Origin of the sequence: Embleya sp. NPDC050154 (genome assembly GCF_044460165.1) — a bacterium.
Taxonomy (GTDB): domain Bacteria; phylum Actinomycetota; class Actinomycetes; order Streptomycetales; family Streptomycetaceae; genus Embleya.
Genome location: NZ_JBITJP010000001.1, coordinates 317,811 through 339,198, shown reverse-complemented (window position 1 = coordinate 339,198; position 21,388 = coordinate 317,811). Strand labels below are relative to the sequence as shown.

At 71.5% G+C, this 21,388-nt stretch carries 31 protein-coding genes and 1 pseudogene; 9 read left to right on the top strand and 23 right to left on the bottom strand.

All coding sequences use genetic code 11. From position 1 onward, the window contains the following. Nucleotides 1-172 precede the first annotated feature (172 nt). The 3 genes from ACIBSV_RS01545 to ACIBSV_RS01535 all read right to left on the bottom strand — a co-directional run bounded on the left by ACIBSV_RS01545 (nucleotide 173) and on the right by ACIBSV_RS01535 (nucleotide 1,381). Nucleotides 173-550 carry an ABC transporter permease gene (locus ACIBSV_RS01545; RefSeq protein ID WP_395858867.1) on the bottom strand — a complete coding sequence of 126 codons (378 nt, stop codon included), beginning with the start codon at nucleotides 548-550 and terminating at the stop codon, nucleotides 173-175. Nucleotide 551: 1 nt separating this feature from the next. Beyond that, nucleotides 552-755, bottom strand: a complete 204-nt coding sequence (locus ACIBSV_RS01540; RefSeq protein ID WP_395858866.1) for a hypothetical protein — start codon at nucleotides 753-755, stop codon at nucleotides 552-554. A gap of 95 nt (nucleotides 756-850) precedes the next feature. Continuing rightward, nucleotides 851-1,381 carry an MOSC domain-containing protein gene (locus ACIBSV_RS01535; protein WP_395859311.1) on the bottom strand — a complete coding sequence of 177 codons (531 nt, stop codon included), beginning with the start codon at nucleotides 1,379-1,381 and terminating at the stop codon, nucleotides 851-853. Nucleotides 1,382-1,829: 448 nt separating this feature from the next. Here ACIBSV_RS01535 and ACIBSV_RS01530 point away from each other — a divergent pair, with 448 nt between their 5' ends. The 5 genes from ACIBSV_RS01530 (at nucleotide 1,830) to ACIBSV_RS01510 (ending at nucleotide 5,227) form a co-directional block, all read left to right on the top strand. Continuing rightward, nucleotides 1,830-2,243 (top strand): hypothetical protein, encoded by a 414-nt coding sequence (locus ACIBSV_RS01530; RefSeq protein WP_395858865.1) that lies wholly within the window; start codon nucleotides 1,830-1,832, stop codon nucleotides 2,241-2,243. After that, a complete protein-coding gene (locus ACIBSV_RS01525) occupies nucleotides 2,240-2,455 on the top strand; it encodes a hypothetical protein (RefSeq protein ID WP_395858864.1) in 216 nt (71 codons plus the stop codon). The genes ACIBSV_RS01530 and ACIBSV_RS01525 overlap by 4 nt, the downstream gene beginning before the upstream one ends. A gap of 423 nt (nucleotides 2,456-2,878) precedes the next feature. Then, nucleotides 2,879-3,538, top strand: coding sequence for a pentapeptide repeat-containing protein (locus ACIBSV_RS01520; RefSeq protein WP_395858863.1), 660 nt, complete (start codon nucleotides 2,879-2,881; stop codon nucleotides 3,536-3,538). Nucleotides 3,539-3,910: 372 nt separating this feature from the next. Further along, nucleotides 3,911-4,243, top strand: a complete 333-nt coding sequence (locus tag ACIBSV_RS01515; protein WP_395858862.1) for a hypothetical protein — start codon at nucleotides 3,911-3,913, stop codon at nucleotides 4,241-4,243. Nucleotides 4,244-4,444: 201 nt separating this feature from the next. Then, nucleotides 4,445-5,227, top strand: a complete 783-nt coding sequence (locus ACIBSV_RS01510) for an AAA family ATPase (protein ID WP_395858861.1) — start codon at nucleotides 4,445-4,447, stop codon at nucleotides 5,225-5,227. 34 nt (nucleotides 5,228-5,261) lie between these two features. Here ACIBSV_RS01510 and ACIBSV_RS01505 read toward each other — a convergent pair whose 3' ends face one another. The 3 genes from ACIBSV_RS01505 to ACIBSV_RS01495 form a co-directional block, all read right to left on the bottom strand. Beyond that, entirely contained in the window at nucleotides 5,262-6,410 is a 1,149-nt protein-coding gene (locus ACIBSV_RS01505) for an aminoglycoside N(3)-acetyltransferase (RefSeq protein ID WP_395858860.1), read from the bottom strand. 295 nt (nucleotides 6,411-6,705) lie between these two features. Then, entirely contained in the window at nucleotides 6,706-6,873 is a 168-nt protein-coding gene (locus ACIBSV_RS01500; protein WP_395858858.1) for a hypothetical protein, read from the bottom strand. Between the two features lie 241 nt (nucleotides 6,874-7,114). Next, complete coding sequence (locus ACIBSV_RS01495; RefSeq protein WP_395858857.1) at nucleotides 7,115-8,194, bottom strand: enoyl-CoA hydratase/isomerase family protein; 1,080 nt, start codon at nucleotides 8,192-8,194, stop codon at nucleotides 7,115-7,117. A 149-nt stretch (nucleotides 8,195-8,343) separates the two neighbouring features. Here ACIBSV_RS01495 and ACIBSV_RS01490 point away from each other — a divergent pair. Then, nucleotides 8,344-8,736 (top strand): annotated as a pseudogene (locus tag ACIBSV_RS01490) (siderophore-interacting protein); the annotation flags it as partial. Between the two features lie 148 nt (nucleotides 8,737-8,884). On the opposite strand, the gene ACIBSV_RS01485 reads toward ACIBSV_RS01490, so the two are convergent. From ACIBSV_RS01485 to ACIBSV_RS01475, 3 genes are all read right to left on the bottom strand, one after another. Beyond that, complete coding sequence (locus ACIBSV_RS01485; RefSeq protein ID WP_395858856.1) at nucleotides 8,885-9,487, bottom strand: TIGR03086 family metal-binding protein; 603 nt, start codon at nucleotides 9,485-9,487, stop codon at nucleotides 8,885-8,887. A 240-nt stretch (nucleotides 9,488-9,727) separates the two neighbouring features. Continuing rightward, nucleotides 9,728-9,949 carry a hypothetical protein gene (locus ACIBSV_RS01480; RefSeq protein WP_395858855.1) on the bottom strand — a complete coding sequence of 74 codons (222 nt, stop codon included), beginning with the start codon at nucleotides 9,947-9,949 and terminating at the stop codon, nucleotides 9,728-9,730. Further along, nucleotides 9,946-10,491 (bottom strand): carboxymuconolactone decarboxylase family protein, encoded by a 546-nt coding sequence (locus ACIBSV_RS01475; RefSeq protein WP_395858854.1) that lies wholly within the window; start codon nucleotides 10,489-10,491, stop codon nucleotides 9,946-9,948. Before ACIBSV_RS01475 ends, ACIBSV_RS01480 begins: the two co-directional genes overlap by 4 nt. A gap of 104 nt (nucleotides 10,492-10,595) precedes the next feature. Here ACIBSV_RS01475 and ACIBSV_RS01470 point away from each other — a divergent pair, with 104 nt between their 5' ends. Further along, nucleotides 10,596-11,153 (top strand): TetR/AcrR family transcriptional regulator, encoded by a 558-nt coding sequence (locus ACIBSV_RS01470; protein WP_395858853.1) that lies wholly within the window; start codon nucleotides 10,596-10,598, stop codon nucleotides 11,151-11,153. 124 nt (nucleotides 11,154-11,277) lie between these two features. Here ACIBSV_RS01470 and ACIBSV_RS01465 read toward each other — a convergent pair whose 3' ends face one another. From ACIBSV_RS01465 to ACIBSV_RS01455, 3 genes are all read right to left on the bottom strand, one after another. Continuing rightward, the gene (locus ACIBSV_RS01465; RefSeq protein WP_395859310.1) at nucleotides 11,278-11,889 is read right to left on the bottom strand and encodes a CatB-related O-acetyltransferase; all 612 of its coding nucleotides are present in this window, start codon (nucleotides 11,887-11,889) and stop codon (nucleotides 11,278-11,280) included. Between the two features lie 164 nt (nucleotides 11,890-12,053). Further along, entirely contained in the window at nucleotides 12,054-12,758 is a 705-nt protein-coding gene (locus ACIBSV_RS01460) for an MSMEG_1061 family FMN-dependent PPOX-type flavoprotein (protein ID WP_395858852.1), read from the bottom strand. A gap of 10 nt (nucleotides 12,759-12,768) precedes the next feature. Continuing rightward, the gene (locus ACIBSV_RS01455; RefSeq protein WP_395858851.1) at nucleotides 12,769-13,104 is read right to left on the bottom strand and encodes a hypothetical protein; all 336 of its coding nucleotides are present in this window, start codon (nucleotides 13,102-13,104) and stop codon (nucleotides 12,769-12,771) included. Nucleotides 13,105-13,216: 112 nt separating this feature from the next. Between ACIBSV_RS01455 and ACIBSV_RS01450 the strand changes: the two genes are divergently transcribed. After that, nucleotides 13,217-13,894, top strand: a complete 678-nt coding sequence (locus tag ACIBSV_RS01450; protein ID WP_395858850.1) for a TetR/AcrR family transcriptional regulator — start codon at nucleotides 13,217-13,219, stop codon at nucleotides 13,892-13,894. A 71-nt stretch (nucleotides 13,895-13,965) separates the two neighbouring features. Beyond that, nucleotides 13,966-14,721, top strand: coding sequence for a helical backbone metal receptor (locus tag ACIBSV_RS01445; protein WP_395858849.1), 756 nt, complete (start codon nucleotides 13,966-13,968; stop codon nucleotides 14,719-14,721). 76 nt (nucleotides 14,722-14,797) lie between these two features. On the opposite strand, the gene ACIBSV_RS01440 is transcribed toward ACIBSV_RS01445, so the two are convergent. From ACIBSV_RS01440 to ACIBSV_RS01390, 11 genes are all read right to left on the bottom strand, one after another. Next, nucleotides 14,798-15,229, bottom strand: coding sequence for a GNAT family N-acetyltransferase (locus ACIBSV_RS01440; protein WP_395858848.1), 432 nt, complete (start codon nucleotides 15,227-15,229; stop codon nucleotides 14,798-14,800). A 284-nt stretch (nucleotides 15,230-15,513) separates the two neighbouring features. After that, nucleotides 15,514-15,849 carry a MazG-like family protein gene (locus ACIBSV_RS01435; protein WP_395858847.1) on the bottom strand — a complete coding sequence of 112 codons (336 nt, stop codon included), beginning with the start codon at nucleotides 15,847-15,849 and terminating at the stop codon, nucleotides 15,514-15,516. Nucleotides 15,850-15,875: 26 nt separating this feature from the next. Then, nucleotides 15,876-16,697, bottom strand: a complete 822-nt coding sequence (locus ACIBSV_RS01430; protein WP_395858846.1) for an endonuclease/exonuclease/phosphatase family protein — start codon at nucleotides 16,695-16,697, stop codon at nucleotides 15,876-15,878. Next, nucleotides 16,694-17,308, bottom strand: a complete 615-nt coding sequence (tmk, locus tag ACIBSV_RS01425) for a dTMP kinase (protein ID WP_395858845.1) — start codon at nucleotides 17,306-17,308, stop codon at nucleotides 16,694-16,696. The genes ACIBSV_RS01430 and tmk overlap by 4 nt, the downstream gene beginning before the upstream one ends. After that, nucleotides 17,308-18,420 carry a radical SAM protein gene (locus ACIBSV_RS01420; RefSeq protein WP_395858844.1) on the bottom strand — a complete coding sequence of 371 codons (1,113 nt, stop codon included), beginning with the start codon at nucleotides 18,418-18,420 and terminating at the stop codon, nucleotides 17,308-17,310. The genes tmk and ACIBSV_RS01420 overlap by 1 nt, the downstream gene beginning before the upstream one ends. A 163-nt stretch (nucleotides 18,421-18,583) precedes the next feature. Next, nucleotides 18,584-18,919 (bottom strand): hypothetical protein, encoded by a 336-nt coding sequence (locus ACIBSV_RS01415; protein ID WP_395858843.1) that lies wholly within the window; start codon nucleotides 18,917-18,919, stop codon nucleotides 18,584-18,586. A gap of 281 nt (nucleotides 18,920-19,200) precedes the next feature. Then, a complete protein-coding gene (locus tag ACIBSV_RS01410) occupies nucleotides 19,201-19,719 on the bottom strand; it encodes a hypothetical protein (RefSeq protein WP_395858842.1) in 519 nt (172 codons plus the stop codon). 41 nt (nucleotides 19,720-19,760) lie between these two features. Further along, nucleotides 19,761-19,943 carry a hypothetical protein gene (locus tag ACIBSV_RS01405; RefSeq protein WP_395858840.1) on the bottom strand — a complete coding sequence of 61 codons (183 nt, stop codon included), beginning with the start codon at nucleotides 19,941-19,943 and terminating at the stop codon, nucleotides 19,761-19,763. A 10-nt stretch (nucleotides 19,944-19,953) separates the two neighbouring features. Beyond that, nucleotides 19,954-20,376, bottom strand: a complete 423-nt coding sequence (locus ACIBSV_RS01400) for an ATP-binding protein (protein WP_395858839.1) — start codon at nucleotides 20,374-20,376, stop codon at nucleotides 19,954-19,956. A 92-nt stretch (nucleotides 20,377-20,468) separates the two neighbouring features. Then, nucleotides 20,469-20,999 (bottom strand): hypothetical protein, encoded by a 531-nt coding sequence (locus ACIBSV_RS01395; RefSeq protein WP_395858838.1) that lies wholly within the window; start codon nucleotides 20,997-20,999, stop codon nucleotides 20,469-20,471. Beyond that, nucleotides 20,996-21,202, bottom strand: coding sequence for a hypothetical protein (locus tag ACIBSV_RS01390; protein ID WP_395858837.1), 207 nt, complete (start codon nucleotides 21,200-21,202; stop codon nucleotides 20,996-20,998). The genes ACIBSV_RS01395 and ACIBSV_RS01390 overlap by 4 nt, the downstream gene beginning before the upstream one ends. Between the last annotated feature and the right edge of the window lie 186 nt (nucleotides 21,203-21,388).

Below are 21,388 nucleotides of genomic sequence, written 5' to 3'. Positions count from 1 at the left end.
CTGCGCCGCCAGTGCGCGCCGGGCCACGCCGATCGCCCGAGGATCCCAGCCGGGGCGCGGCACCGAACCAGCGCGACCGTGTCGGACGCCCCGACGCTCAGGTCGACGCCGTCCAGGACCGGGCGGGCGGTGTGCGGGAGCCGCAGCCGCAGCCCGCGGATGTCGAGTGTGCTCACCGCCGCCTCCCGGCTACTCGGTCGGCCCAGCGCTCGCCGACGACGTTGAAGGCGACAACGGTCAGGACGATCACCACACACGGGACGATTGCCGAGAGCGGACAACCGCTCTGGATGGCGGATTTGCCGTCGAAGACCATGCGTCCCCAGTCGGGGGTGAGGGCGGGCACGCCGAGGCCGAGGAAGGACAGGCCGGCCAGGTCGATCAAGGCGTACCCGAAGTTGACGGTGGACTGCGCCGGCACCACCGGCGCGATGTTGGGGATCACGTGCCGCAGGCAGATCTGCGCCCCGGAGTGGCCCTGCACCTTGTACGCGGCGATGTAGGGGCGTTCGCGTTCGGCGAGCACGAGCGAGCGGGTCAGCCGACTCACGTTACGGGAAGTACGCGATCGCCAGCGCGACGACCGGTGCCATCAATCCCTCGCCGTTCACCGACACGATCAGGATCGCCAGGAGCAACCCGGGAAAGGCGAGGGTGAGTTCCGACCCGCGCGAGAGCAGCGAGTCGAGCAGGCCGCCGCGCCATCCGGCGGCGACACCGACGGCGGCGCCGAGCAGCGTGGAGAACACCACCACCGGCGCGGGCCGGTGGGGTGGGCCGTGGGGTGGATGGCCGCGACCTTGATCGCCCTGGCGGCGTTCCGGAACTCGGTGCCGGGCGAGTGGGTCGCTCAGACGCGTTCGAGTGCGCGGTGGGGTGGCGCGGGCAACTCGACGGCGATCGCGTCGCCGGGCCGGATGTCGCCACCGGTGCGCACGATGGCCATGATGCCCGCCTTGCGGACGATGCCGCCCGCCTCGTCGCGGCCGACGACGGCGTTGAGCAGGCCGTCCTGGAAGGCGTTGATCTGCGGACACGGGTTGCGCAGCCCGGTCACCTCGACCACGGCTTCGGCGCCCAGGCGCAGCAGCGTCCCGGTGGGCAGACCGAGCAGGTCGACCCCGCGGGTGGTGACGTTCTCGCCCAACTCGCCCGCCGCGACGGTGAAGCCGGCCTCGGCCAGTTCCTCGAACAACTCGGCGTGGATCAGGTGGACCTGACGCAGATTGGGCTGCGTGGGGTCGGCCGCGACCCGGGAACGATGTTGCACGGTGACCCCGAGATGGGCATCGCCCTCGACTCCGAGTCCGGCCAACAGCCGAATGCTCTCCACATTCGCCTTCGTGAACCGATGCTCCGCTTCCCGGCTCACCGCCACCACACGCGCGCCCACGCCCACACCCACTCTCCCGAGTCTCGATTCGATACCCACGACCCTAGGGCCCGGGCGCCCACGGGACACGAGAGGGCGTCGGGGCGGTACGTCGGTGCGTAGGGTGCGGGCCGTCGGGTGTCGGTGGGCGTGGCCGCGTCGGCGTGGTTCGGAGACGTGTGGGTCGTGGGTCGGCGTGGGTCCGGTTCGCGTGGGCGCGAGCGGGAAGTGGCCGGTGGGGGCGGCGCGGGATCCGTGACGCTCCATCGTGGGTGTCGGCCCGGCCGCCCGGGGTGGGTGTGGGCGTCCCGTGGTTTGGGTGGGTCGTGGGTGTCGATCCGAGTGGTCAGGGTGTGGTTGTCGTGCCCAAGGCCAGGCTTACGCCGGTGCGCTCGAACCAGCCGGTGACGCGGGATCGGGTCGTGCGTGTGGCCACCGCGTTGACCGCCGAGGTGGGGTGGAGGGCTGGACGATCCGGAGTCGGGCCACCGCGCTCGACTCGTGGCCGCAGGTGCTCCAGCACCACGTGGGTGATCGGGACGCGGTGGCACACGCGGTGGGCGAGGAGGTCGTGGCCCGCTTCCCGGTGCTCGATCCCGATCTGCCGTGGCGGGAATGGTTCCGCGAGTTGTTGTTGGCCGCCCGGCCGATCCTGCGCGCCTATCCCGGGGTCGCGCGGCGGCTCGCGCTGCGTGGGCCGAACGTGCCGGCCGCGCTGCCGATCATCGACCACGGTGTCGCGCTGCCGGCCCGCAGCGGCCTGGGCGTCGAGGCGATGGCGGCTTACCACGTGCTGTTCGCTGGGGCGATGTCGCCGATCGCGATCGAGGACGACCGTTCCGCGGCGGGGGTGTGTCCGCATTGGACATGAGCGAACTCTGCGAGCAACCGGCCGCCGGCGGCCAGGGTCTGCGGGCCTTCGCCGCGACGCCGGCCCACCTGCGCCAGGGCCCCGACGAACGCGAGGCGTACGCCCTGCACATCTACACCCAGACCCCCGATCGATCCCTGGACGGCATCGCCGCGCGCATCGAGGCCCTGGCCGCCAGCGCAGAACCACCACTGGCCCCGTTCCCCTCCTGACACACGGATGACCGTGAAGCGAGCCGGACCGGCAACGGCACCTCGGCCGCAGAATCGTTTTCAGCGAACTCGGCGCGGAGGGCACGTTCGCGGCCGCCGTGCGCTCGACAGTGCGGCAACAGCCCTGGTGGGACGCTCGGTCGGGTTGTGGCGAGGGCTCGGAAGGCGGCCGGCCGGGCAGCCGATGGCGGGGAGTGACAAGAATTACAGGTGTCCTTCGGCGCTGAAATGGGGTGATTTACGACTGCCTTCGCATCGGTACGGCGCTATCCGATCGACCCTCGTACGCGCCTCGACGATTCGGTGAAACGGCGCGTCGCACGATAGGCATGGGGCACTCCCGCCCCGGCCGAACGATGCACTGTCGCGGGTGGGAGTCGCCAGTGGGACCCGGTCCCGACGATGCGTCCATGGAGGATTCCGATGCGTGCCCGCACCCCGCGTGAACTCGCGCAACTGCCCTACGCACACCGCCTCGTGGCGTTCGAGGGCGAACTCGACCGGGACGGCGACCACGAACTCGCGCACTTCGACGGCGATGCCTTCGTGGAGGTGGAGGGCGGCGGCTCCGCGTTCACGTCGTCGGCGTTCTCGGCGGTCACGTTCACCGGCGGCCGGTACCGGCGGGCCCGGTTCGACGACGTGTGGCTGCACGGCGCGCGCGTCGTGGGGGTCGACTTCGCGGAGACCGCGTGGATGGACGCCGAGTTCACCGCGTGCGTACTGGCCGGGACCGAGGTCTTCGGTGCCACGATGCGGCGGGTGGTCTTTCATCAGTGCAAGTTCGACTCGGTCAACCTGCGGCAGACCAAGCTGCGCGAGGTCACCTTCGTGGACTGCCTGCTCCGCGACGTCGACTTCGCCGGCGCGACCCTGACCGACGTGGGCTTCCCCGGCTCGACCCTGGAGCGGGCCCGCCTGGACGGCGCCCGAATGACCCGGGTCGACCTGCGCGAGGCCGGCGCCCTCGACATCGCGTCCGGCCTCGAAGCGCTACGCGGCGCCACCATCAACACCGCCCAACTCCTCACCCTGGCGCCCGCCTTCGCGCATCTCCTGGGCCTGACCGTCAAGGACCACTGACGGCCCCACTCCCACCCACCACGCCGCCCCCGGCACCACCGCCGCAGTCGCCCGCCCTCACGCACCGCACTGCGCTTGAGACCGGGTCCGGTCCGCGCCGATGCCCGACGCCGCCGCGCACCGGCCCGCCGTCGTGTGGACCGTGCTGCTTCGCCGCATGAGCCGCGCCCACGAACGGCCCGGCCACGCACTCCGACTCGGCCATAAGCGCACCGCGCCCTCAGCGCCACCGCCTCGCCATCCGTCGGAGGCGGCCCACCCGGTTCCGCGCCCGGCCCCGCTTTCCGCTCCGCGTCGCGCCCGACTCCGCCCCGCAGCCACGTTCAGGCCGCGTCCCCGGCCGCGGCCGCCCGGGCCTCCGGTGCGACCGACATGTTCTTCCCGCTGGGCACTTCGATCGGCGTCGCCGCCGCCGGCGCGCTGCTGACCGCACGGGTGGGGGACGAACTGGGCGGCGACGTGCCGGCGCGCGGCGGGGTGCCCGAGGGCGCCGTCGACCAGGCTCGGGACGGCGTGGTCTCCGGCCGGTTCGAGCCGCTGTCCGAGCATCCGGCCGCGCTGGACAGCGCCCGCGAGGCGTTCACGGCGGGCCTGGCACAGATGTGCCTGCTGATGTCCGTCCTGGCGTTCGCGGCGGCGGTGTTGTGCACGTGGCTGATCCGGGACGGGGACCGGCACGAGCCGCGGGAGGCGAAGACGGGCTGAACATCCTGGGGCCCCGCTCGCCGGTCCGGTCGGCGGGCACGTGCGGAAGTCCGGGCCGGCCACCGACCGGGTGACCGGGCGGTGGCCGGGCGCGTCCACTCCCACGCGGCGGCGGCCGTCGACGATGATTATCGTTGGCGGCCCCGGCTGCCCCGCAGGCGGCGCGACCTGTGAGGATGTCCGCTTGTGGGGGAGGCGACAGTGGGCGAGCCGCACAGGCCGGACCGGACGGACGCGCGGGAAAAACCGCCGGCCGATCCCGGCCTGCCGCTGCGCCCGCGCGGGATGGTGGACCTGCGCGGACGCGAGCGCGGGCCCGCCGTATTGGGCTACCCGAGCGACTCGGTGGTGGTGGTCTCCGGGCTGCCCGGCAGTGGCAAGAGCACGTTGCTGCACCGCTGGTCCCGATCGGCGACGGTGATCGACCCGCGCACGGTGCACGTCGAATATCAGACCCGGATGCCCGGCTGGCTGCCGTACGCGGTCTATCGGCCGTGGGTGCGACTGCAACACGTGCGGCGGCTGCGCACGCAGGTGCGCGGCGGCGGACCGGTGCTGGTGCACGACTGCGGCAGCAGACCCTGGATGCGCCGCTGGCTGGCCCGATCCGCCGGCCGACAGCGGCGCGAACTTCACCTGGTACTGCTCGCGGTGGACGCGGCCGACGCGCTGGCCGGCCAGGAGCGGCGCGGGCGCTGGGTCCCCGGGCGGGTCTTCGACAAACACCGGCGCGGTCTGGCGCAGTTGTTGCTGGCGCTGTCCGTACAGGGCGGCGCGGTCGTACCCGAGGCGGCCTCCGTCGTCCTGCTCGACCGCACCCTGCGCGAACACGTGATCGCGCTCGAGTTCGGCCCGGGGCGGACCCCTCGCCCGCTGCCGGGGCCGGTGCCGGAGCCCACCGAACCACCCCCGATTCTGCCCACCACCACAACCACCCGCGTGATCACCCGGCGGGGCCCGCGCACACCCGAACCGACGCCGTGAAAGCGAAGCCCACGGCGGACCCGGGCGGCCGGACTCACTCCGAGGAGATTTCCCGGGGGCGCGACACCGCGGCTCGGTAGGCCGGGCTCTGGTCGGTCACCCGATCGCGGTGACTGAGGTCCTTCCGGGGCGTTCGCAGCGCCTCGGACGCGGGCGTCATGGTCAACCCGAGCTGCTTCGACGAAATACGCGCCCCCACCGGGCGGAGCAGAAAGCTCTGCCGCTCCTGCGAGAACTCTTTGGTCTGGGTATACCCGTCGACCAGGTCCCGCTGCATCGTGAATTTCCTCAGGTCCTCCGGCGCGAGCGGTACACGATTCTCTTCCATGTACCGAACCGCAAAGTCGACGGCCGGTTTGAAGGGCACCAAAAGGCATTTCGCGCCTCCGATGAAGCCACCCTTCGTGAGGCCGGCACCGTGTTCCATGAAGGCTTTGCCGATGCCCATGAAGTCACTGTCGTCAAGGACCACGTCGCGGTACTGGGTGAATTCACCGCGACCGTTGAGCGGGCTGTACACCCGAGTCTGGTAGTGCCGCTCCTGTGGATTCTCCCGCTTGTACTCCGCCAGGTGGAAGGCCGTGCACGTGTCCCAGTCGGTGCCCGCCATGAGAATGTGGGTGTTCGGCGTTCGGTACAGGGCGCCGAGCGGGGAAGCCTCGCCCAAGTGACTGCGCGGGTCGTGACCGTCGACAATTTCGCGACCACGTTTCCCGATGGCGGCAAACGACGTCTGTGGATGTCTGCTGCGAAATCCGCGCCGCCGGATCACCTCGGTCAGGAAGCCGACCTCCTCCGACGGGGTGGTTGCGGGATCGAAAGCGGGCAGGGCGGCTTCGATGCGGGCGCGCTCCTCGGGGGTCTTCCCCTCGACCGCGGCCCGATAGGCGTGCGAGGTCAGCGAGTTCCAGGAGGTGAAGGTCGGTACGGCAAGGGTGGCGTCGCGTCCCAGGCCGTCGACGACCCCGTCCACGACGACCTTCGCCATATCGGCCTCGGGGCCCGACCGTACGACACCGGGACCCGCACCGTCACGACCGCGGGTCGCTTCCCGGGCGGACAGGGGCTCCAGAAAGGCTCTGAGCGATGAATGCAGCAAAATCGTGCGGTCGGGCGGGATGTCACGAAGCAGGTACCGCGTATCCTCGGCGATGCGCTCTGGAGTGAGATCGAGGACCGACACAGTTCCACACCTCTATCGTGCCCATCCGGGGTTCGGCGCGTGCGGCGATCACTCTCCCACGGGAGTCGTCGCGCGGGAAGAGCCGACCACGGGCCATGCTCGGCGGCGCCCGAGGACACCCGCCGCGCGACGGGAACAGACCTGCCACGAAGCGCCGTTGGGCGTGCTCCCGGTGCTCCCGGTGCTCCCGGTGCTCCCGGTGCTCCCGGTGCTCCCGGTGCTCCCGGTGCTCCCGGTGCTCCCGGTGCTCCCGGTGCTCACCGAGCCAAGAGGTGCAACTGCCGGTGCACGTCGCCTACCTCGTCACCGCGAGGGTGGCCAGCGCCGCCGCCCCCACACGCTCGGCCCGGCGCGCCTTCGCCTCGGCCCGGCGCGCCCGCCACCCCGCCTGCCGCACTCGTGCCTGCTCCGCGCCGGCGAGGATCTCGCGCTCACGTGCCTTGAACATGTCGTACTCGACCATGACCCGCTCCCGTTCCTCCGACCCGGTGCGTCCGGCTCGTGGTCACAGCCTCGCGGGCCAGTCGGGTCGCCGACATCGGGCGGATGCCGCATCCGCCGGGCCACTCCCGCCCGGCGGGTGCCTAAGGTGGCTCAGGCATCCCTGGGACAGGTGTCGCTCGCCGGGGCCACGTTGCACCGCGGCCCGCGGCCGGATGGGCCCGTCGAGTCGGCGACGGACGAACCGACCGGCGACGCAGCGCTCAGCGGGTCGTCGCCGCCAACCCCAACTCCCGTTCACCCAGCGGCGCGAAGAACGCCGCGACCTCGGCCGGACCGACCTGCGCCAACGTCGCGGGCGACCAGCGCGGATCACGGTCCTTGTCCACCACCTGCGCGCGGATGCCCTCGACCAGGTCCGCCGTGGCCAGCGACGCGCACGAGACCCGATACTCCTGGTCCAACACGAGAGCCAGCGAATCCAACTCCCGGGCCCGGCGCAGCGCGGCCAGGGTGACCTTGAGCGACGTCGGCGACTTCCCGGCGATCGATTCGGCGGCCTCCTTCGCGGCCGGCTCGCCGCTGCCGAGCAGCCGGTCCATGATCTCCTCGACGCTGTCCGCCGCGTAGCACGCGTCGATCCACTCGCGCCGCTCGGCCAGTTCGCCCGCCGGCGCGATCTCGGCGTGGCGTGCGGCGGCATCGGCCGGGTCCTCGGCGGCGAGCGCGTCGAGCAGCGCCGGCAACCGGTCGACCGGTACGAAGTGGTCGGCGAGCCCGCACAGGATCGCGTCGGCGGCGCCGATCGGCCCGGCGGTCAGCGCCAGATGCGTGCCCAGTTCGCCGGGCGCGCGGGAGAGCAGGTAGGTGCCGCCGACGTCGGGCACGAAGCCGATCCCGGTCTCCGGCATGGCAACCGTCGAGCGTTCGGTGACGATCCGGACGTCGCCGTGTGCGGAGACGCCGACGCCGCCGCCCATCACCACGCCGTCCATGATCGCCACGTAGGGCTTCGGGTAGGCCGCGATCCGCGCGTTGAGCAGGTATTCGTCCCGCCAGAACTCGCGCGCCGCGTGCCCGCCCACGAGTGCGTCGGCACGGATCGCCCGGATGTCGCCACCCGCGCAGAGCCCGCGCTCGCCGGCTCCGGTCACCAACACCGCGGCGACCTCGTCGTCGCCCGCCCATTCCGCGAGCGCGGCGTGCATCCGGCGCACCATCGGGTGGTCGAGCGCGTTGATCGCGCGCGGGCGGTTCAGCGTGATCCGTCCGAGTCGACCCGCCGGGCCGACCCGATCGACCAGCACCGTGTCCTCGTGCGGGCTCTGCGCTTGCGGCGTCATCGTGCGGCTCGTTCCCTTCGCGGTCCGTGCTCCCGGAAGATCCGGTACGCCTCGCACGCTACCCGGCCGCCGCCCCGGCGGTTCGTAGCGGGCTCTCGGTCTCTCTCGAACCCTTGGATTCTCGGGCCCGGACGGCCCGGCCCGGCGACATGCTGGGCCGCTGCGGCCCGTCGGCGAGCTACGCCCGCCCGCTCGGCGCCGCCGATACGTACCTCCTCGTCGGCGACGAGACCGCGCTGCCCGCGATCGGCTCGATCCTGGCATCGCTGCCGGCGGGCGCTCGCGCGATCGTGTACGCCGAGGTGGCCGACGCGGCCGAGGATCAACACTTCGCGAGCCGAGCCGAACTCACCGTGCACTGGCTGCATCGCGGCGAAGTCCCGCCCGGGGACCGCGACGTGCTGTTGGGCGTGGTGCGCGGTGCGGAGCTGCCCGGCGGCTCGGTGCGGGCCTGGATCGCGGGCGAGGCCGGTGTGGTGCGGGCGCCGCGCCGACACCTGGTGGACGAACGCGGCCTGGCCAAGGGGCGGATCGAGTTCGCGGGCTACTGGCGACCGCGGCTGACCCAGGACGACGCGCCGACGGAGGAGGACCTGGCCGAGGCGCACGAGCGTTCGGCGGACGCGGCGCGGGCGGGCGACTCCGCAGCGATCCGGCCGGTACGATCCGCCCGCCCGTCGCGGCCCGCGCCTACTCCGCCGCAGGCCAGTTCGGGGCTCGTCCGGCCATGGCCACCACGCGGTCGAGCAGCGGAGCGTCGGCAGGCAGCGGCACCGCGCGGGCGAACAGGCCCTGGGCGTCCACGGGGGCGTCGACGGAGTGGTCGGCGTCCGGCGGCGGGGTGAGGAAGGCCAGGGACGCCTCCAGGTTCGCGGTGTCCACCGTGTAGTCCCGGCCCAGCGCGCGGGCCAGGTCCCAGCCGTGCAGGACGAGTTCGTTGTGTGCGACCAGGCCCATGATCTCGGCGGGCAACGTCACGCCACCGGCCTGGGTCTCGCCCTCCCACGCGTCCGGCTTGCGCCAGGCGTCCACCATCTCGGGCAACTGCCGAGACAGCAGATCGCGCCACCGCGGATCCAGGGCGGGCATCGTGCCACCGGGTGCGGTCTGCGTCGACGGGCCGAACTCCTTGCGCGCCGCGTCGCGGAACGCGGCGGTCAGCCCGACCAGGTGGGAAAGCAGATCCCGGATCCTGTATTGCGTACACGGCGTCGGATCGTCGAGTCGTTCGTCCTCGATCCCGTCCGCGAGCCGGGCGATGGTCGCGGCCGGCGATTGCAGGTCCAGTGTCATGGGGTGACTCCTCTGCGGCGGTGCCGCGCGTCGTCGTTCGATTCCGGTCCGAAATCCACCGCGGGTCCACTACGAGTCCAGCGGGTCCTCGAGGGGTGGACTCGAATGGTCGGAAGAACTCATCGCGATCGGTCGGGAAAACTCATCGCGATTACCCGACCGCGACGACGCGCATGCCGCTGTTGCCCGGGACGGGCGCGCCGGCCGGACTCCCGTACCGGCCGGCGCGCCACCGCGGGGTCAGCTCGCCGTCGGCTCGATCCGGTGGGTGATCCGGCGTACGGCAGGCGCCGAGACGATCTGGACGACGCCGGTGCCGGGGATGTCCAGGTGTGCGAACCCGCCCTCGAAGGCGACCCGGGCGTTCGGCACGAAGACAGTGGACTCGCCGTCGGCGCCGATCACCGGGTAGCCGTCGACGAGCTCGACGGACGCGTCCAGCCAGGTGCGGTGCGAGGTCATGCCTGCACCTCCGGGAAGTCCAGCTCCGGCCGGGCCAGGTGGTTGTAGTAGTTGGACAGCGTGTTCAGCGCGATGTGCGCGACGATCTCGGCCTGTTCGGCCTCGGTGACCCCGGCCGCGCGGGCCGCCGCGCGGTCCGGCTCGGCGACCCGGCCCCGGGTGCGCAGGATCGCCCGGGCCAGGCCCAGGACGGCGTCGGTGTGCGGATCCGCGTCGTGCCCGTCGCGGGTGGCCCGCAGCTCCTGCTCGGTCAGCCCGATCAGGCCGCCGCGGAAGGAGTGCGCGCTGACGCAGTAGGTGCACTCGTTCTCCTGGGCGATCAGCAGCGCGAGCTGCTCCCGCAGGCGCGGTGGCAGCACGCCTCGGGTGAGGTGGTCGCGCATCGCGAGGTAGCCCTCCAGCGCGGCCGGGCCGCTCGCGAGCGCGGCGTACAGGTTCGGTACCCGGCCGAGTTGGCGGGCGACCCGGGCGAGGAGTTCCCCGCCGTCGGTCTCCTCGGCGGCGACCGCCGGGGGTGTGGTCGTGGTGGGTGTGGACGACATGCGGACTCCCGAGAGCCTCGAAACCCAAACGGTACCGATCGGTGCCGTTTCGCAGACGGTACTGATCGGTACCGTTTTCGGTCAAGAGGAGTTAGGATCCGAACGTGCCCGTCAACGCCCGCGACCGCCTGCTCGCCACCGCCGAGGAACTCTTCTATGCCGAGGGCATCCGTGCCGTCGGCGTCGAGCGCATCCTGGCCGAGTCCGGCGTGGGCCGGGCCTCGATGTATCGGCACTTCCCGAGCAAGGACGACCTCGTGGTCGCCGTCCTGGAGGCCCGTGACCGGCGGTGGCGAAGCTGGCTCGCCGAACGGGTCGAGGCCCTGGGCGGGCATCCGCTCACCGTCTTCGACGCGCTCGCCGAGCGCTTCGAGCGGGAGGACTTCCGGGGCTGCGCGTTCATCAACACGATGATCGAGTCGGCCGACCCGGACAGCCCGGCACATCGGGTCGCGGCGGCCCACAAGGAACACGTGGTCGACTACCTGGAACAACTCCTGACCGCCGCCGAAATCGCCGAACCGGCCGTCCAGGCAAGCCGATTCGCCCTCCTGATGGACGGCGCCATCGTCACCGCGCTCCGCGAGCGCACCCCGGCCCCGGCCACTCGGGCCCGCCACCTGGCCCACGCCCTGCTCGCGGCCGTCCCGCCCGCGACATGAGCCCGCGCCGCGCCCCGGTGCAGGGGCGGCGCGGTACGGGCGGTGCGGGGCGCGCCGTGGGTGCGGCGCAAAACAGGCGCGACACGCCGCGACCCGGCGAAGGTTTCCGGGGCGCGGCGGCCGATCAGTCGGTCGGGGTGGGGGCGACCGCCGCCAGTTCGGCGACCGTGCCGGACATGACGGTGCGCAGGTGCCGGGTGATGTGCTCGATCGGCCAGTCCCACCAGGCCAGTTCGAGCAGACGGGTGATGTCTTCGGGACTGTGTCGGGTGCGGATCGGGCGGGCCGGATTGCCGCCGACGATCGTGTAGTCGGGGACGTCGTCGACCACCACCGCGCCCGAGGCGACGATCGCGCCGTGGCCGATGCGTACGCCCGGCATCACGGTGGACCGGTAGCCGAACCACACGTCGTTGCCGACCACCGTGTCACCGCGACCCGGGAGGCCGGTGATCAGGTCGAAGTGCTCGGCCCAGGACCCACCCATGATCGGAAAGGGAAACGTCGAGGGGCCGTCCATCCGGTGGTTGGCGCCGTTCATGATGAACCGTACGCCCTCGCCCAGCGCGCAGAACCGGCCGATCACCAGTCGATCCGGGCCGTAGTGGTAGAGCACGTTGCGGGTCTCGAACGCGGTGGGATCGTCCGGGTCGTCGTAGTACGAGAATTCCCCGACCTCGATCAATGGCGACGTCACCAACGGCTTGAGCAGCACCACGCGCCGCTGCCCCGGCATCGGGTGCAGCACGGTGGGATCGGCGGGTGGCAGCGCGTTCACGTGATGTACTCCAAGGTCTCGAAGTCCTCCGCGGGTCCGTCACTCGAAAACGGGAGGCGGATTCCCGGTCCGGTCCGGTGCCAACCCCGCAGCGGCCGGCCCCCACCCGCCGACCCCTTCGGCTATTCGTAGCGGTACTTGAGCGAGTCCGCCTCCGCCTGCCGGATGTCCTCGATGGTCAACCCGGGCATCCGCAGTTGGGCCAGCGTCACCTCGGCGGAACTCGGCTGCGCGTCGGCGGGCAGCCAGCCCTCCGGCTTCCAGGCCGAACTGCGCAGCAGTGCCTTGGGGCAGTGCGGGTAGACCTCGTCCACCTCGACCACGAGGGCGCTCACCGGCGGCTTGCCCACGGGGGTCAACTGCTCCAGCAACTCCGGCCGCGCCGACACGCACGCGCGGCCGTTGGCGCGCAGTGTGGTGGTGCGCCCGGGAATCACGAACAGCAGCCCGACCCGGCCGGTCTCCAGCACGTTGTGCAGCGTGTCCAGGCGCTTGTTGCCGGTGGCGTCGGGGATCACCAGGGTGCGGTCGTCCAGCACGGTGACGAAGCCGGCCGGGCCGCCGCGCGGGGTCACGTCGCAGCGGCCCTGCGCGTCCGTGCTGGCGACGAAGACCAGCGACGCGCAGCCGACCAGCGCGCGGGTCTTCTCGGTGAGCCGGTCCATCTCCTTGGCGGCCGCGGCCGCGCCGGGTTGTTCGTACAACTCGCGCAGACTCGTGACGTCGGCTATCGCGTCCGCGCGCAGTGCGTCGAACAGCCCGGTGTCGAAGCGTCCCTCGGCGCCGGCCGCGTCGTCCGAGGTGCTGCTTTCCGTGCGTGTGCTCATGGAACCCACCCTAGGAGAGGCCCCGACCGCCGACCGGGCCCGGGTTCCCCGTGGTCCACGGGCCGGCGGTCCGCACCCACCCGACTCGGCCCACCACCCGGCGCCGGAAATGGTGGACTTCCCGCCCGAGCAGCGGTGCGGTGCGGCCGAGCAGCACCGGATACACGACATACCGCCCGAGGTGATCGGCCGGCGTGACCGCGGCGCGGAAGCCCTCGCTCACGTAGGTCAGCGGATTGAGCAGGGATACGGTCTGGACCCAGCGGATCGTGCCCAGTGTGCTCCACGGGTACAGCGTGCAGCCGAGATAGAGCAGCGTGGTGAGCAGGATCGAGAACAGGGCCATCACGCTGCGCGCCTCCAGGCAAGGAGGGTGACGACACGGCTGCTCCCGGGTGTCGACCGAATTTGTTGACTGGACCGTCCAGTAAAAATACTGCTCCGCTAGTATTGGACGCATGAGTCCAAGTGGTCAAGGCCGACGGGATACCGGATCGGCCGGGCAGTCGCCGCGTCCCGCCGCGCGGCCGGGGCGACCCGACAAGCGCCAAGCCATCGTCGAGGCGGCCAAGCGGGTGTTTCTGCGGTACGGCTTCACCGATACGAGCGTCGATGTGATCGCCGCCGAGGCGGGCGCCTCCAAGCAGACCGTGTACAACCACTTCGGCGACAAGAAGACGCTGTTCGTCGCGGTTGTCGAGACGGCCCAGCGGGACGCGGCGAATCGTTCCGTCGCCCGCTTCGCCGCGCTCTTCCACGAGTCGGGCGACCTGGAGCACGACCTGCGCGCGGCGGCCCGGATCTGGACCGAACTCGTGCTGGATCGGGAGATGGTGGCCCTGCGGCGGGTGATAGTGGCCGAGCAGTGGCGTCATCCCGAACTGGCCGAGGAATGGGCCCGGCCCCGCCCGGCCTTCGACGAGGCGGTGGCCCGCGAGATCGGCAAGTACGTCGAGGCGGGCGTCCTGGACATTCCCGATGTGCCCCTGGCGACACACCAGTTGGTCCTGCTCACCGCGCACGAGGCGATCCATCGCTCCCGGGACGGCCTGCACGAGGTCACCTCCGCCGAGATCGGGCGGATCGTCGACGACGGCGTGCGGATGTGGCTGCGCAGCTACCGGGCGCGCCCGTGACGCGAGCCCGCGGCGCGACGACCGCCCCGGTGCCCGGGCGTCCCGCGCCCGCGCGGTCGTAGGGTCGGCGTATGCGTGACGACCTCGACCTGAGCGTGCCCGTACCGGACGACGTCCGTCGGGTGGTCTCGCTGGTGCCCTCGCTCACCGAGGCGGTCGCGGCGAGCGCGCCCGGATTGTTGGTCGGCGCCACCGACTGGTGCACGCATCCCGCCGAGCTGGACGTGGTCCGGGTGCGCGGTACCAAGAACCCCGACCTGGACACGATTCGCGCGCTCGCCCCGGACCTGGTCCTGGCCAACGAGGAGGAGAACCGCGCGGTGGATCTGGCCGCGCTGCGAGCCGCCGGAATCGCCGTGTGGGTTACCCGGGTTCGCGGCCTGGACGAGGCGTTCACCGCGCTCGAACGCATGCTCGCGATCGGGTGCCGGCTGCCCGTCCCGCCCTGGCTCGACCGCTGCCGCGCCGCGTGGGCCGCGCTGCCGCCGGCTCCGCCGCCGCGACGGGCGATCATCCCGGTGTGGCGCCGTCCCTGGATGGTGGCCGGCCGGGACACCTTCGCCGGCGACGTCCTCGCCCGCTTCGGCGTCGTGAACGTCTTCGCGTCCCACCCCGAGCGCTGGCCCGGGATCCCGTTGGAGGAACTGCGGGCCGCCGCACCGGATCTGGTGGTCCTGCCGGACGAACCCTACGCGTTCAGCGCGGACGACGGCCCCGAGGCGTTCCCCGGCGTCCCGGCCGCACTCGTCAGCGGCCGCCACCTCACCTGGTACGGCCCGTCCCTGGCCGAGGCCCCCGCGCTGCTCGCCGCCCGACTCGCGCCGTAGCCGCACACGCCGCGCCCGGCGTCCCGGCGTCGCCGGTGCCCTGGGCCCCGGGCCCGGTGCCCGGTGCCCGGTGCCCTCAGAGGGTGATCTGGTACAGCACGAAGCCCCGGTTCAGCCCCACCCGGTCGTAGAGCCGGCGGGCCGTGGCGTTGTCCTGGTGGGTCGACCAGTACACCCGCGAGCACTCGCGTTCGCGGGCCCAATCGGCCACCGCGGCGATCAACGCGCCCGCAACCCCCTTGCCCCGGGCCTTCGGTGCGGTGAACAGGTCCTGGAGATAGCACACGTCGGGCGCCGTCGTGCTGGCGTGCACGAGGAAGTGGGTGATGCCCACCAGCTCGCCGTCCACCTTCGCGCCCAGCGCGTGCATCCGGGTGTCCTCCCCTCGCGCGGAACCCCGCCTGACCTGCGCAAATGCCGCGACCTCGACTAACGCGAACCCGTCCCGGCACGTCTCGGCCCGTTCCAGCCCGACACTACCCGGATCGGCACAGGCCCGTGCGCCCATGGGTGCACGGGCGGGCGAACCTTCGAACAAGCAAAGGGGCCCGGCGCCGAATCGGCGCCGAGCCCCTGCTCAGCGGGCCCACCAGCTTTGCGGAGCACGGCCACCCGCCGGCCACCGCAGCCCCGAAGGGCGGGTGGGGCCCGACACGCCTCGGCGATGGCCGAAACGCGTCTGTCCACGGTTAACGGGGGAGCTCGAGCGTTCGTCACGCTCATTTGAGCAAGACCCAGCAGAGCCGATGCTGCCCCATCCCCCGGGCCACCCGTTCCCTCTCGCGCCCGGCTCTACGAGGACCCGGCGGACGGCGACAGGACGCGATCCACGAGACCGTTGAGCCGCTCGTCGAAGACGTTCCGCGCGTCGGGGGTGAGTGTCGCGAGTGCTACCAACGTCGTCACCGCGACGTCCACCAACTCCTTCCGCACGTCATCCCACGAGTGCGACGCGCCCTTCCTCGGGTTCGCGGCGAGAGCCCCGTGCAGGGCCTCCGCGACCTCGCCGTACTCCTCGCCGACCTTGAGCACGCGCAGCAGCGTGCGTTCCCGCTCGGTCTGCTCGCCGGCGTTCTCGTCCAACCAGCGGCGGAGCCGGTTGATCTGTTCCCAGGTGTTCTCGTCCATCCACATCTCCCACGGTCGTACGGGTGTCAGAACAGGGCGGGCACGGGTTCTTCGGCCCGCGTGGGGTCAGTCACCGGCAGCGGCACCGAAGCGGTGACGGCGAGCCGCACGGTCAGCGCCGAGTGGTCGGTCAGCCGATTCGGTCCGGTGCGGGGCTCGTGGACGTACGAGCAGTCGAGCAGCGCGCCGCCCAGGCCGGCCGAGACGTGCGCGTGGTCGTAGCGGTATCCGTCACCGGTCTTCCCGACCCACGAATACTCGAGTGCGTCCGCGTACAGCGTCCGGAACGCGTCCGCGTACCCGGCCCGGCCGAACGCCCCGTAGAAGTCGTACTCGAACGGGGCGAAGAACCGGTAGCGCGGGGAGTGATCAGGCTCCAGGACGTTGAGGTCACCAAGCACGACCCGGGCGCCGGTCCGGCCATCGGGAAGCACCGCCGCGCACTCCCTCAGCCATCGCTCTTTGCGTTCCCGCTTCTCCGGTGACGCGTCCCGCGACGGCACGTACAGACCGATCACGTCGAGCGGCCCCCGGTCGGTGTCGACCGTGACCGCGACCGAGCGGTGCGGCAGGTACCCGACGGCGAACGGCGCCGGACGGGTGGCGAGACGGCTGACGACCATCACGCCGCGTTCGCCCCGCTGCTCGGGGCGGGGGAACGTCACCGAGTACCCGGCCGCGGTGAAGCGCTCCTCCAGGAACGCGCACCCGGCGCTGTCGGCCGTCTCGGTGAGCACGTGCACCTGCTCGGGCCGCGCCGCGAGGTAGGCGAGCTGGCGCTCGGCCCGTTGCCGGCTCGGGTTGTTCAGGTTGAACGTCAGCACGTCGAGCGTGCTCGGGCTGGTCATGAATTGCCTTTCATCCACGGGCCCCTGACGGCCGCGACCACGGCACTGGCGACGGCGGCCGGGCCTTCGTCGCTCGCGTCGAGTTGGAGGACGCGGACGCCGGCGGCCATGAGGAACGTAGCGGCCTTGCGGAACGCAGCGCATTCCCGCGCGGTGCTGCCAGGGTCGCGCTCGTACCGGCTGTGCGCGCCACGGCTGGTCAGCCGCGTCTCGATCACGTCGGTGCGGGCGTTGAGGATCACGGCGACGTCGGGCATGTCGGCGTGCCGGTTCAGTTCCCACACCACATCGACGTTCACGCCGTCCAGGACTTGGAGCACCAGCGACGAGGCGATGTACCGGTCACACACGACCGTCTCGCCGCGCGCGAGCGCCGGCCGAATCTCCTCGTCCAGGTGCGCGTACCGGTCCGCCGCGATCGGGCAGGACATCGCCATACCCCGGTACGTGTCGGTGCCATTCCGGGCGAGCAGCCCCAACGGAGTGTCGCTCGGCTCCCGGGTCTGGCACACCGCGACACCGATCGTCCGCAGCTCCAACGCCACGGCGGCCGTCACCGTCGACTTCCCCACGCCGCCCGGCCCGTCGATCGTGAAGAACTCCCCGGCCATCACGCACCGACCACGGGCAACATCCGTGCCTGCCTCGGGACGACTGGGCACTGGTCGGTGTCGAGCGCGCCGATCCGTTCCCCGGCGGCCACGACAGCCGCAGGGCATCCCTTCCCGCACGAGGCCGACATCGAGCAGGCCCCGCACGTCGAGTTGCCGCCCAAATCCCACCGATCACTGAACTTGCCGTACGCGTCCAGCCGCGCCGCGACATCGTCGTGCTCCCACACGTTCCCGGCAAGGAAGTCGGTGTCCGGGTGCCGGGAAACCTTCGTCCGGGCGGCGAACACCAGGTACGGGCAGATCGCCACACCACCATCGGTGAAGACGTAGATGATGTTCCCGGCCTCGCACGGCGCCAACGGCTTGTCCGCATTGGGGAACCGGATGTTCACCATCTCCAGGCCGTCGGCCTCGAACGGCGCGGTCATCCGCCGGATCTCCCGCATCTGCTCGTCGGGCGTGCGCAGCTTCTCCTGCGCCGACTTGGACGCGCCCCGCCCCATCGACCCCAGCGGGTTCATCAGCACGTACTTCGCGCCCTGGTCCCGGGCGAACTCGACCAGCTTCCGATACTCCTCGTCCTCCGCGAGGTTGTTCGGCGTGCAAAGCAAACCCTGGAGGATGCCGGCCGCAGCGAACCGCCGGATCGTTCGGACCGTTTCCTCAAAGCACCCAGGGAGGCCGCGGAACACGGAGTGCGACTCCTCCGCGAACCCGTCCAGGCTCACATTCATGTGGGCGTCCAGCGCGGCCAGCGCGGTCACGTCCGCGTCGCTCACGCCCGTGCCGTTGGTGCAGACGCCGACGGAGAGCCCGGCCGCGCGGAACTCCGCGACGATCTCGATCAGGTCCTCGTGGACGAACGGCTCCCCGCCGGTCACCGTGACGCGCGTGACCCGGGCGGCCAGGAGGGCCGGGATCAGCCGCTCCCGGATCTGGACGACGGACATGAACGTGCCGCGCTTCGCGGCGTTGACGAAGCAGTGACGGCACAGCATGTTGCACGGCTCGCAGATCTGAACGAGCGCCTTGCGGTAGGGGTGATCGACCGTCGTTCGGAAGTAGCAGGACGCGGCTTGATCTCCGGTGCTGATCGGACGTGCGGTCACGCGGACCTCCACGATGAGATGGAATGGGCCCGCTCCCCGGCCGGGCGCACAACAGCACGGCCGGGGGCGGGAGTTCGATGGGCCGGTCAGGAGACGAGCCGAGCCGGCTCGATCACTTCGACGTTGATGCTCGTCGACTCGGCGATTCGCCAACCGGTGTCGATCAGGAGCGCCGGTACTCCGTGTACCAGTCGTGAACCTGAGCCGCGGTACCGACCAACCAGCGCGCCCCGATGTCGTCCACGCGAGCCCCCGCCGGCAGCACCTTGAACCAGACCGGCCCGGTGCCGTCGATCGGGAACTCGCGGAGCAGGGTGACGTGCGATCCAGTCGGGCAGTCCAAGGCGTCGTACGCCCCGCCCCGGTCGGGGTGCTCGAACACCTCGGTCAGATATGAGTCGTGGGGCTCGCGCGGCAGGCACCACCCGGCGCCCGCCTCCGCGATTGCCTCGTCCAGACGGCGCAGTCTCTCGGGATTGACTTTGTTCCTGTGGTGCACTCGAACCAACCTCCTGCACGTTCTGTCGTCGGTGCCCCACGCCCGGCCTCGCGGTGGGCGCGGCTTCTCCGGCCGGGCGTGGGGCAATGGGGGACCGGTCCCGCAGCCGCGCGAGTTTGCCCGCAGGACCGGGTGCCGCCCGTCTCGTGGGACCGGGAGCGGGCGGCGGCAGGGGACAGGTCTGGGTCAGCCGTACACCGCAGTGGGTGGACGGCCATCGAACCGCCCGGCGGACGCGTCCCTGATCGCGTCTCCCAGGCGCCGGTAGGTCTGCTCCCGGATCACTCGTCCAGCCACCTTCCGCGACCGGCGTTGACGAGCCGGGTCAATGCCCGTGTCGAACAGAAGCGTTTCGACTCCTCTACCGAGACCACCCACCACGGGCCGGTGCGCTCCGGCGTGTACCGATCGGGCGCGGGAATCAGCAGGGGCCGGTGAGCAGGCTCCAGGGTCGTCAACGGCACGACCCAGCGGCGACCCACGGAGTAGGGCACGAGACCCGTGTACGTGTCGTCGTCGCTGCCGCGCGTCCTCGGCCGGTAGAACATCGGCCCGTCGATCACCGACGTGAGGTGTTCGGCGAACTGGTTCCACGTCCGCCAGTTGCCGATCGCGGCGTGAACCGCCCCGGCCGGGAGCGACACGGCGGAGAACACCGTTCCCGGCGTGAACCAACCGGCCCGAGCGTGCGCCCACTCGGCGCGCGCCTGCGGCGCCAACGGGGCTGCTTTCAGCAGCCATTCCCACGGCTCACCCCCCTCCGGCGATGCGTCCGAAGGAACAGGAGGATCAATGGACATCGTGGTTCCCTTCACGACGAGAGGGATGGCGGATCGCTTCGTCATTCACCGGCCCGCTGGTCCTGGTAGGCACGGACGAGGGCTTCCAGGCGGCGAATACACGGCTCGCAGACGTAGAAAGGTCCGGCGCCCTCGAAGTCGGTGTGCACGGGGCCGAGCCACAACACCGGAACGTCGACCTGCTCGCACCGCCAACACAGGCCGACCACCCATCGGCGATCCACGGCTCGCCCCTCACGTGGGACCGTCCGCTGCGGTCACCGTCACCTGCGCCCACACCCGCTTGCCGACAGGCAACGGCTCCACCCCCCACCGACCCTGGGACAGCGCGTCCACCAGCGTCAGCCCCCGTCCGCCGACGGAACCGGCATCCGGGGGCCGGACCAGCGGCATGACGTCCGACCGGTCCACCACGAAGACCCGCACCAGTCGCGGCCCCATCCGCCGTACGCCGACGCGGATCGTCGGGGTAGCGGTGTGGAGGTGGGCATTCGACACCAACTCGCTGATGACGACGAGCGCCTGGCCGTCGTCGTCGGCGAGCCCCCACGCGGCCAGCGCCGAGGTCACAAACCGGCGGGCTTCCCAGGCGGTTTCCCGCCGGGACGGCAGGCACGTCGTGTAGACCTGGCTGCCGGCGCTCGGGCGGCTGGTCATCGGGGCGGTACTCCTCACCGCAGCGCTCTCCCGAGCAGGTCCCCCGATTCGGCGGACCGTGGCCCGCCTCGACAGCAACCACCGGCGCCTCATCACCCCGACCACCGCAACGGTTCCGTGCGAGAGCGCAGAACGAGCGCGGCCAAGTCGACCGCCGCGCACAACGAGTCGCCGTGACCGGCGACAACCCACCACGGACACCCATCGGTCGCCGGCAGGTACCGGCCGGGCGCCGGCACCCACAGCAGCCCCTGACCCGAGCACAGCCGCGTCTGCGGCTCGCGCCACGTCCGTCCCTCCGCCACAGGCAGCAGCGCCGTGTACGACGACTCGTGCTCGGCCCCCGGGGGGCTGTAGAACACCGGACCGGCCAGGAGCCGCGCCAACGGCTTGACGCACTCTTCCGGTTTCCGCACTCGGAGCGCGACGTGAACCAGCCGGGCCGGGACGACGACGGCCGAGAACACCATCCCCGGGCGCAGCCACGCCGCGCCCGACTCGTACCACTGCACATGTGCCTGCGCCTTCGACGGCGCCGCCGACGGCAGCCATGTCCCGAACGCCACCAGACGTGCGGGACGTCCGGCGTTGGGAAGGCGAACACCCGGCGAACGACTCGTCATCGCGCATCACCAGTCGTCAGCGAGGGCGCGGGGTACCGGGCGAGCCGGGTGCCGATGTGCGCGTGCAACTCCCAAAGCTGGGTCAGGGTGACGTCGAAGTCTCGGCCGTCGGGCTCATCCCAATTCACCTGGAGCTGGAGCTGTACGGGCTGTTCCGGGTCGTTGGTCTCCACGACACGAACCGCGGTGAGTCGATCACTCACGAGGGTGCATCCTCCGCGTGTGTGCTCGGCATTGCTCTGCAACTTCCGAGCGGGTCGATGGCCAGTACGTGCTTGTCGAGCTCTCAAACCAGCCAACGCCCCTAGAACCGGCGCAACCGGACATTCCGGCGGACTTTCGGCCGGACTCTTCGCGGACATCGGACCTTGCGGCGCCCGGAGAGTCGC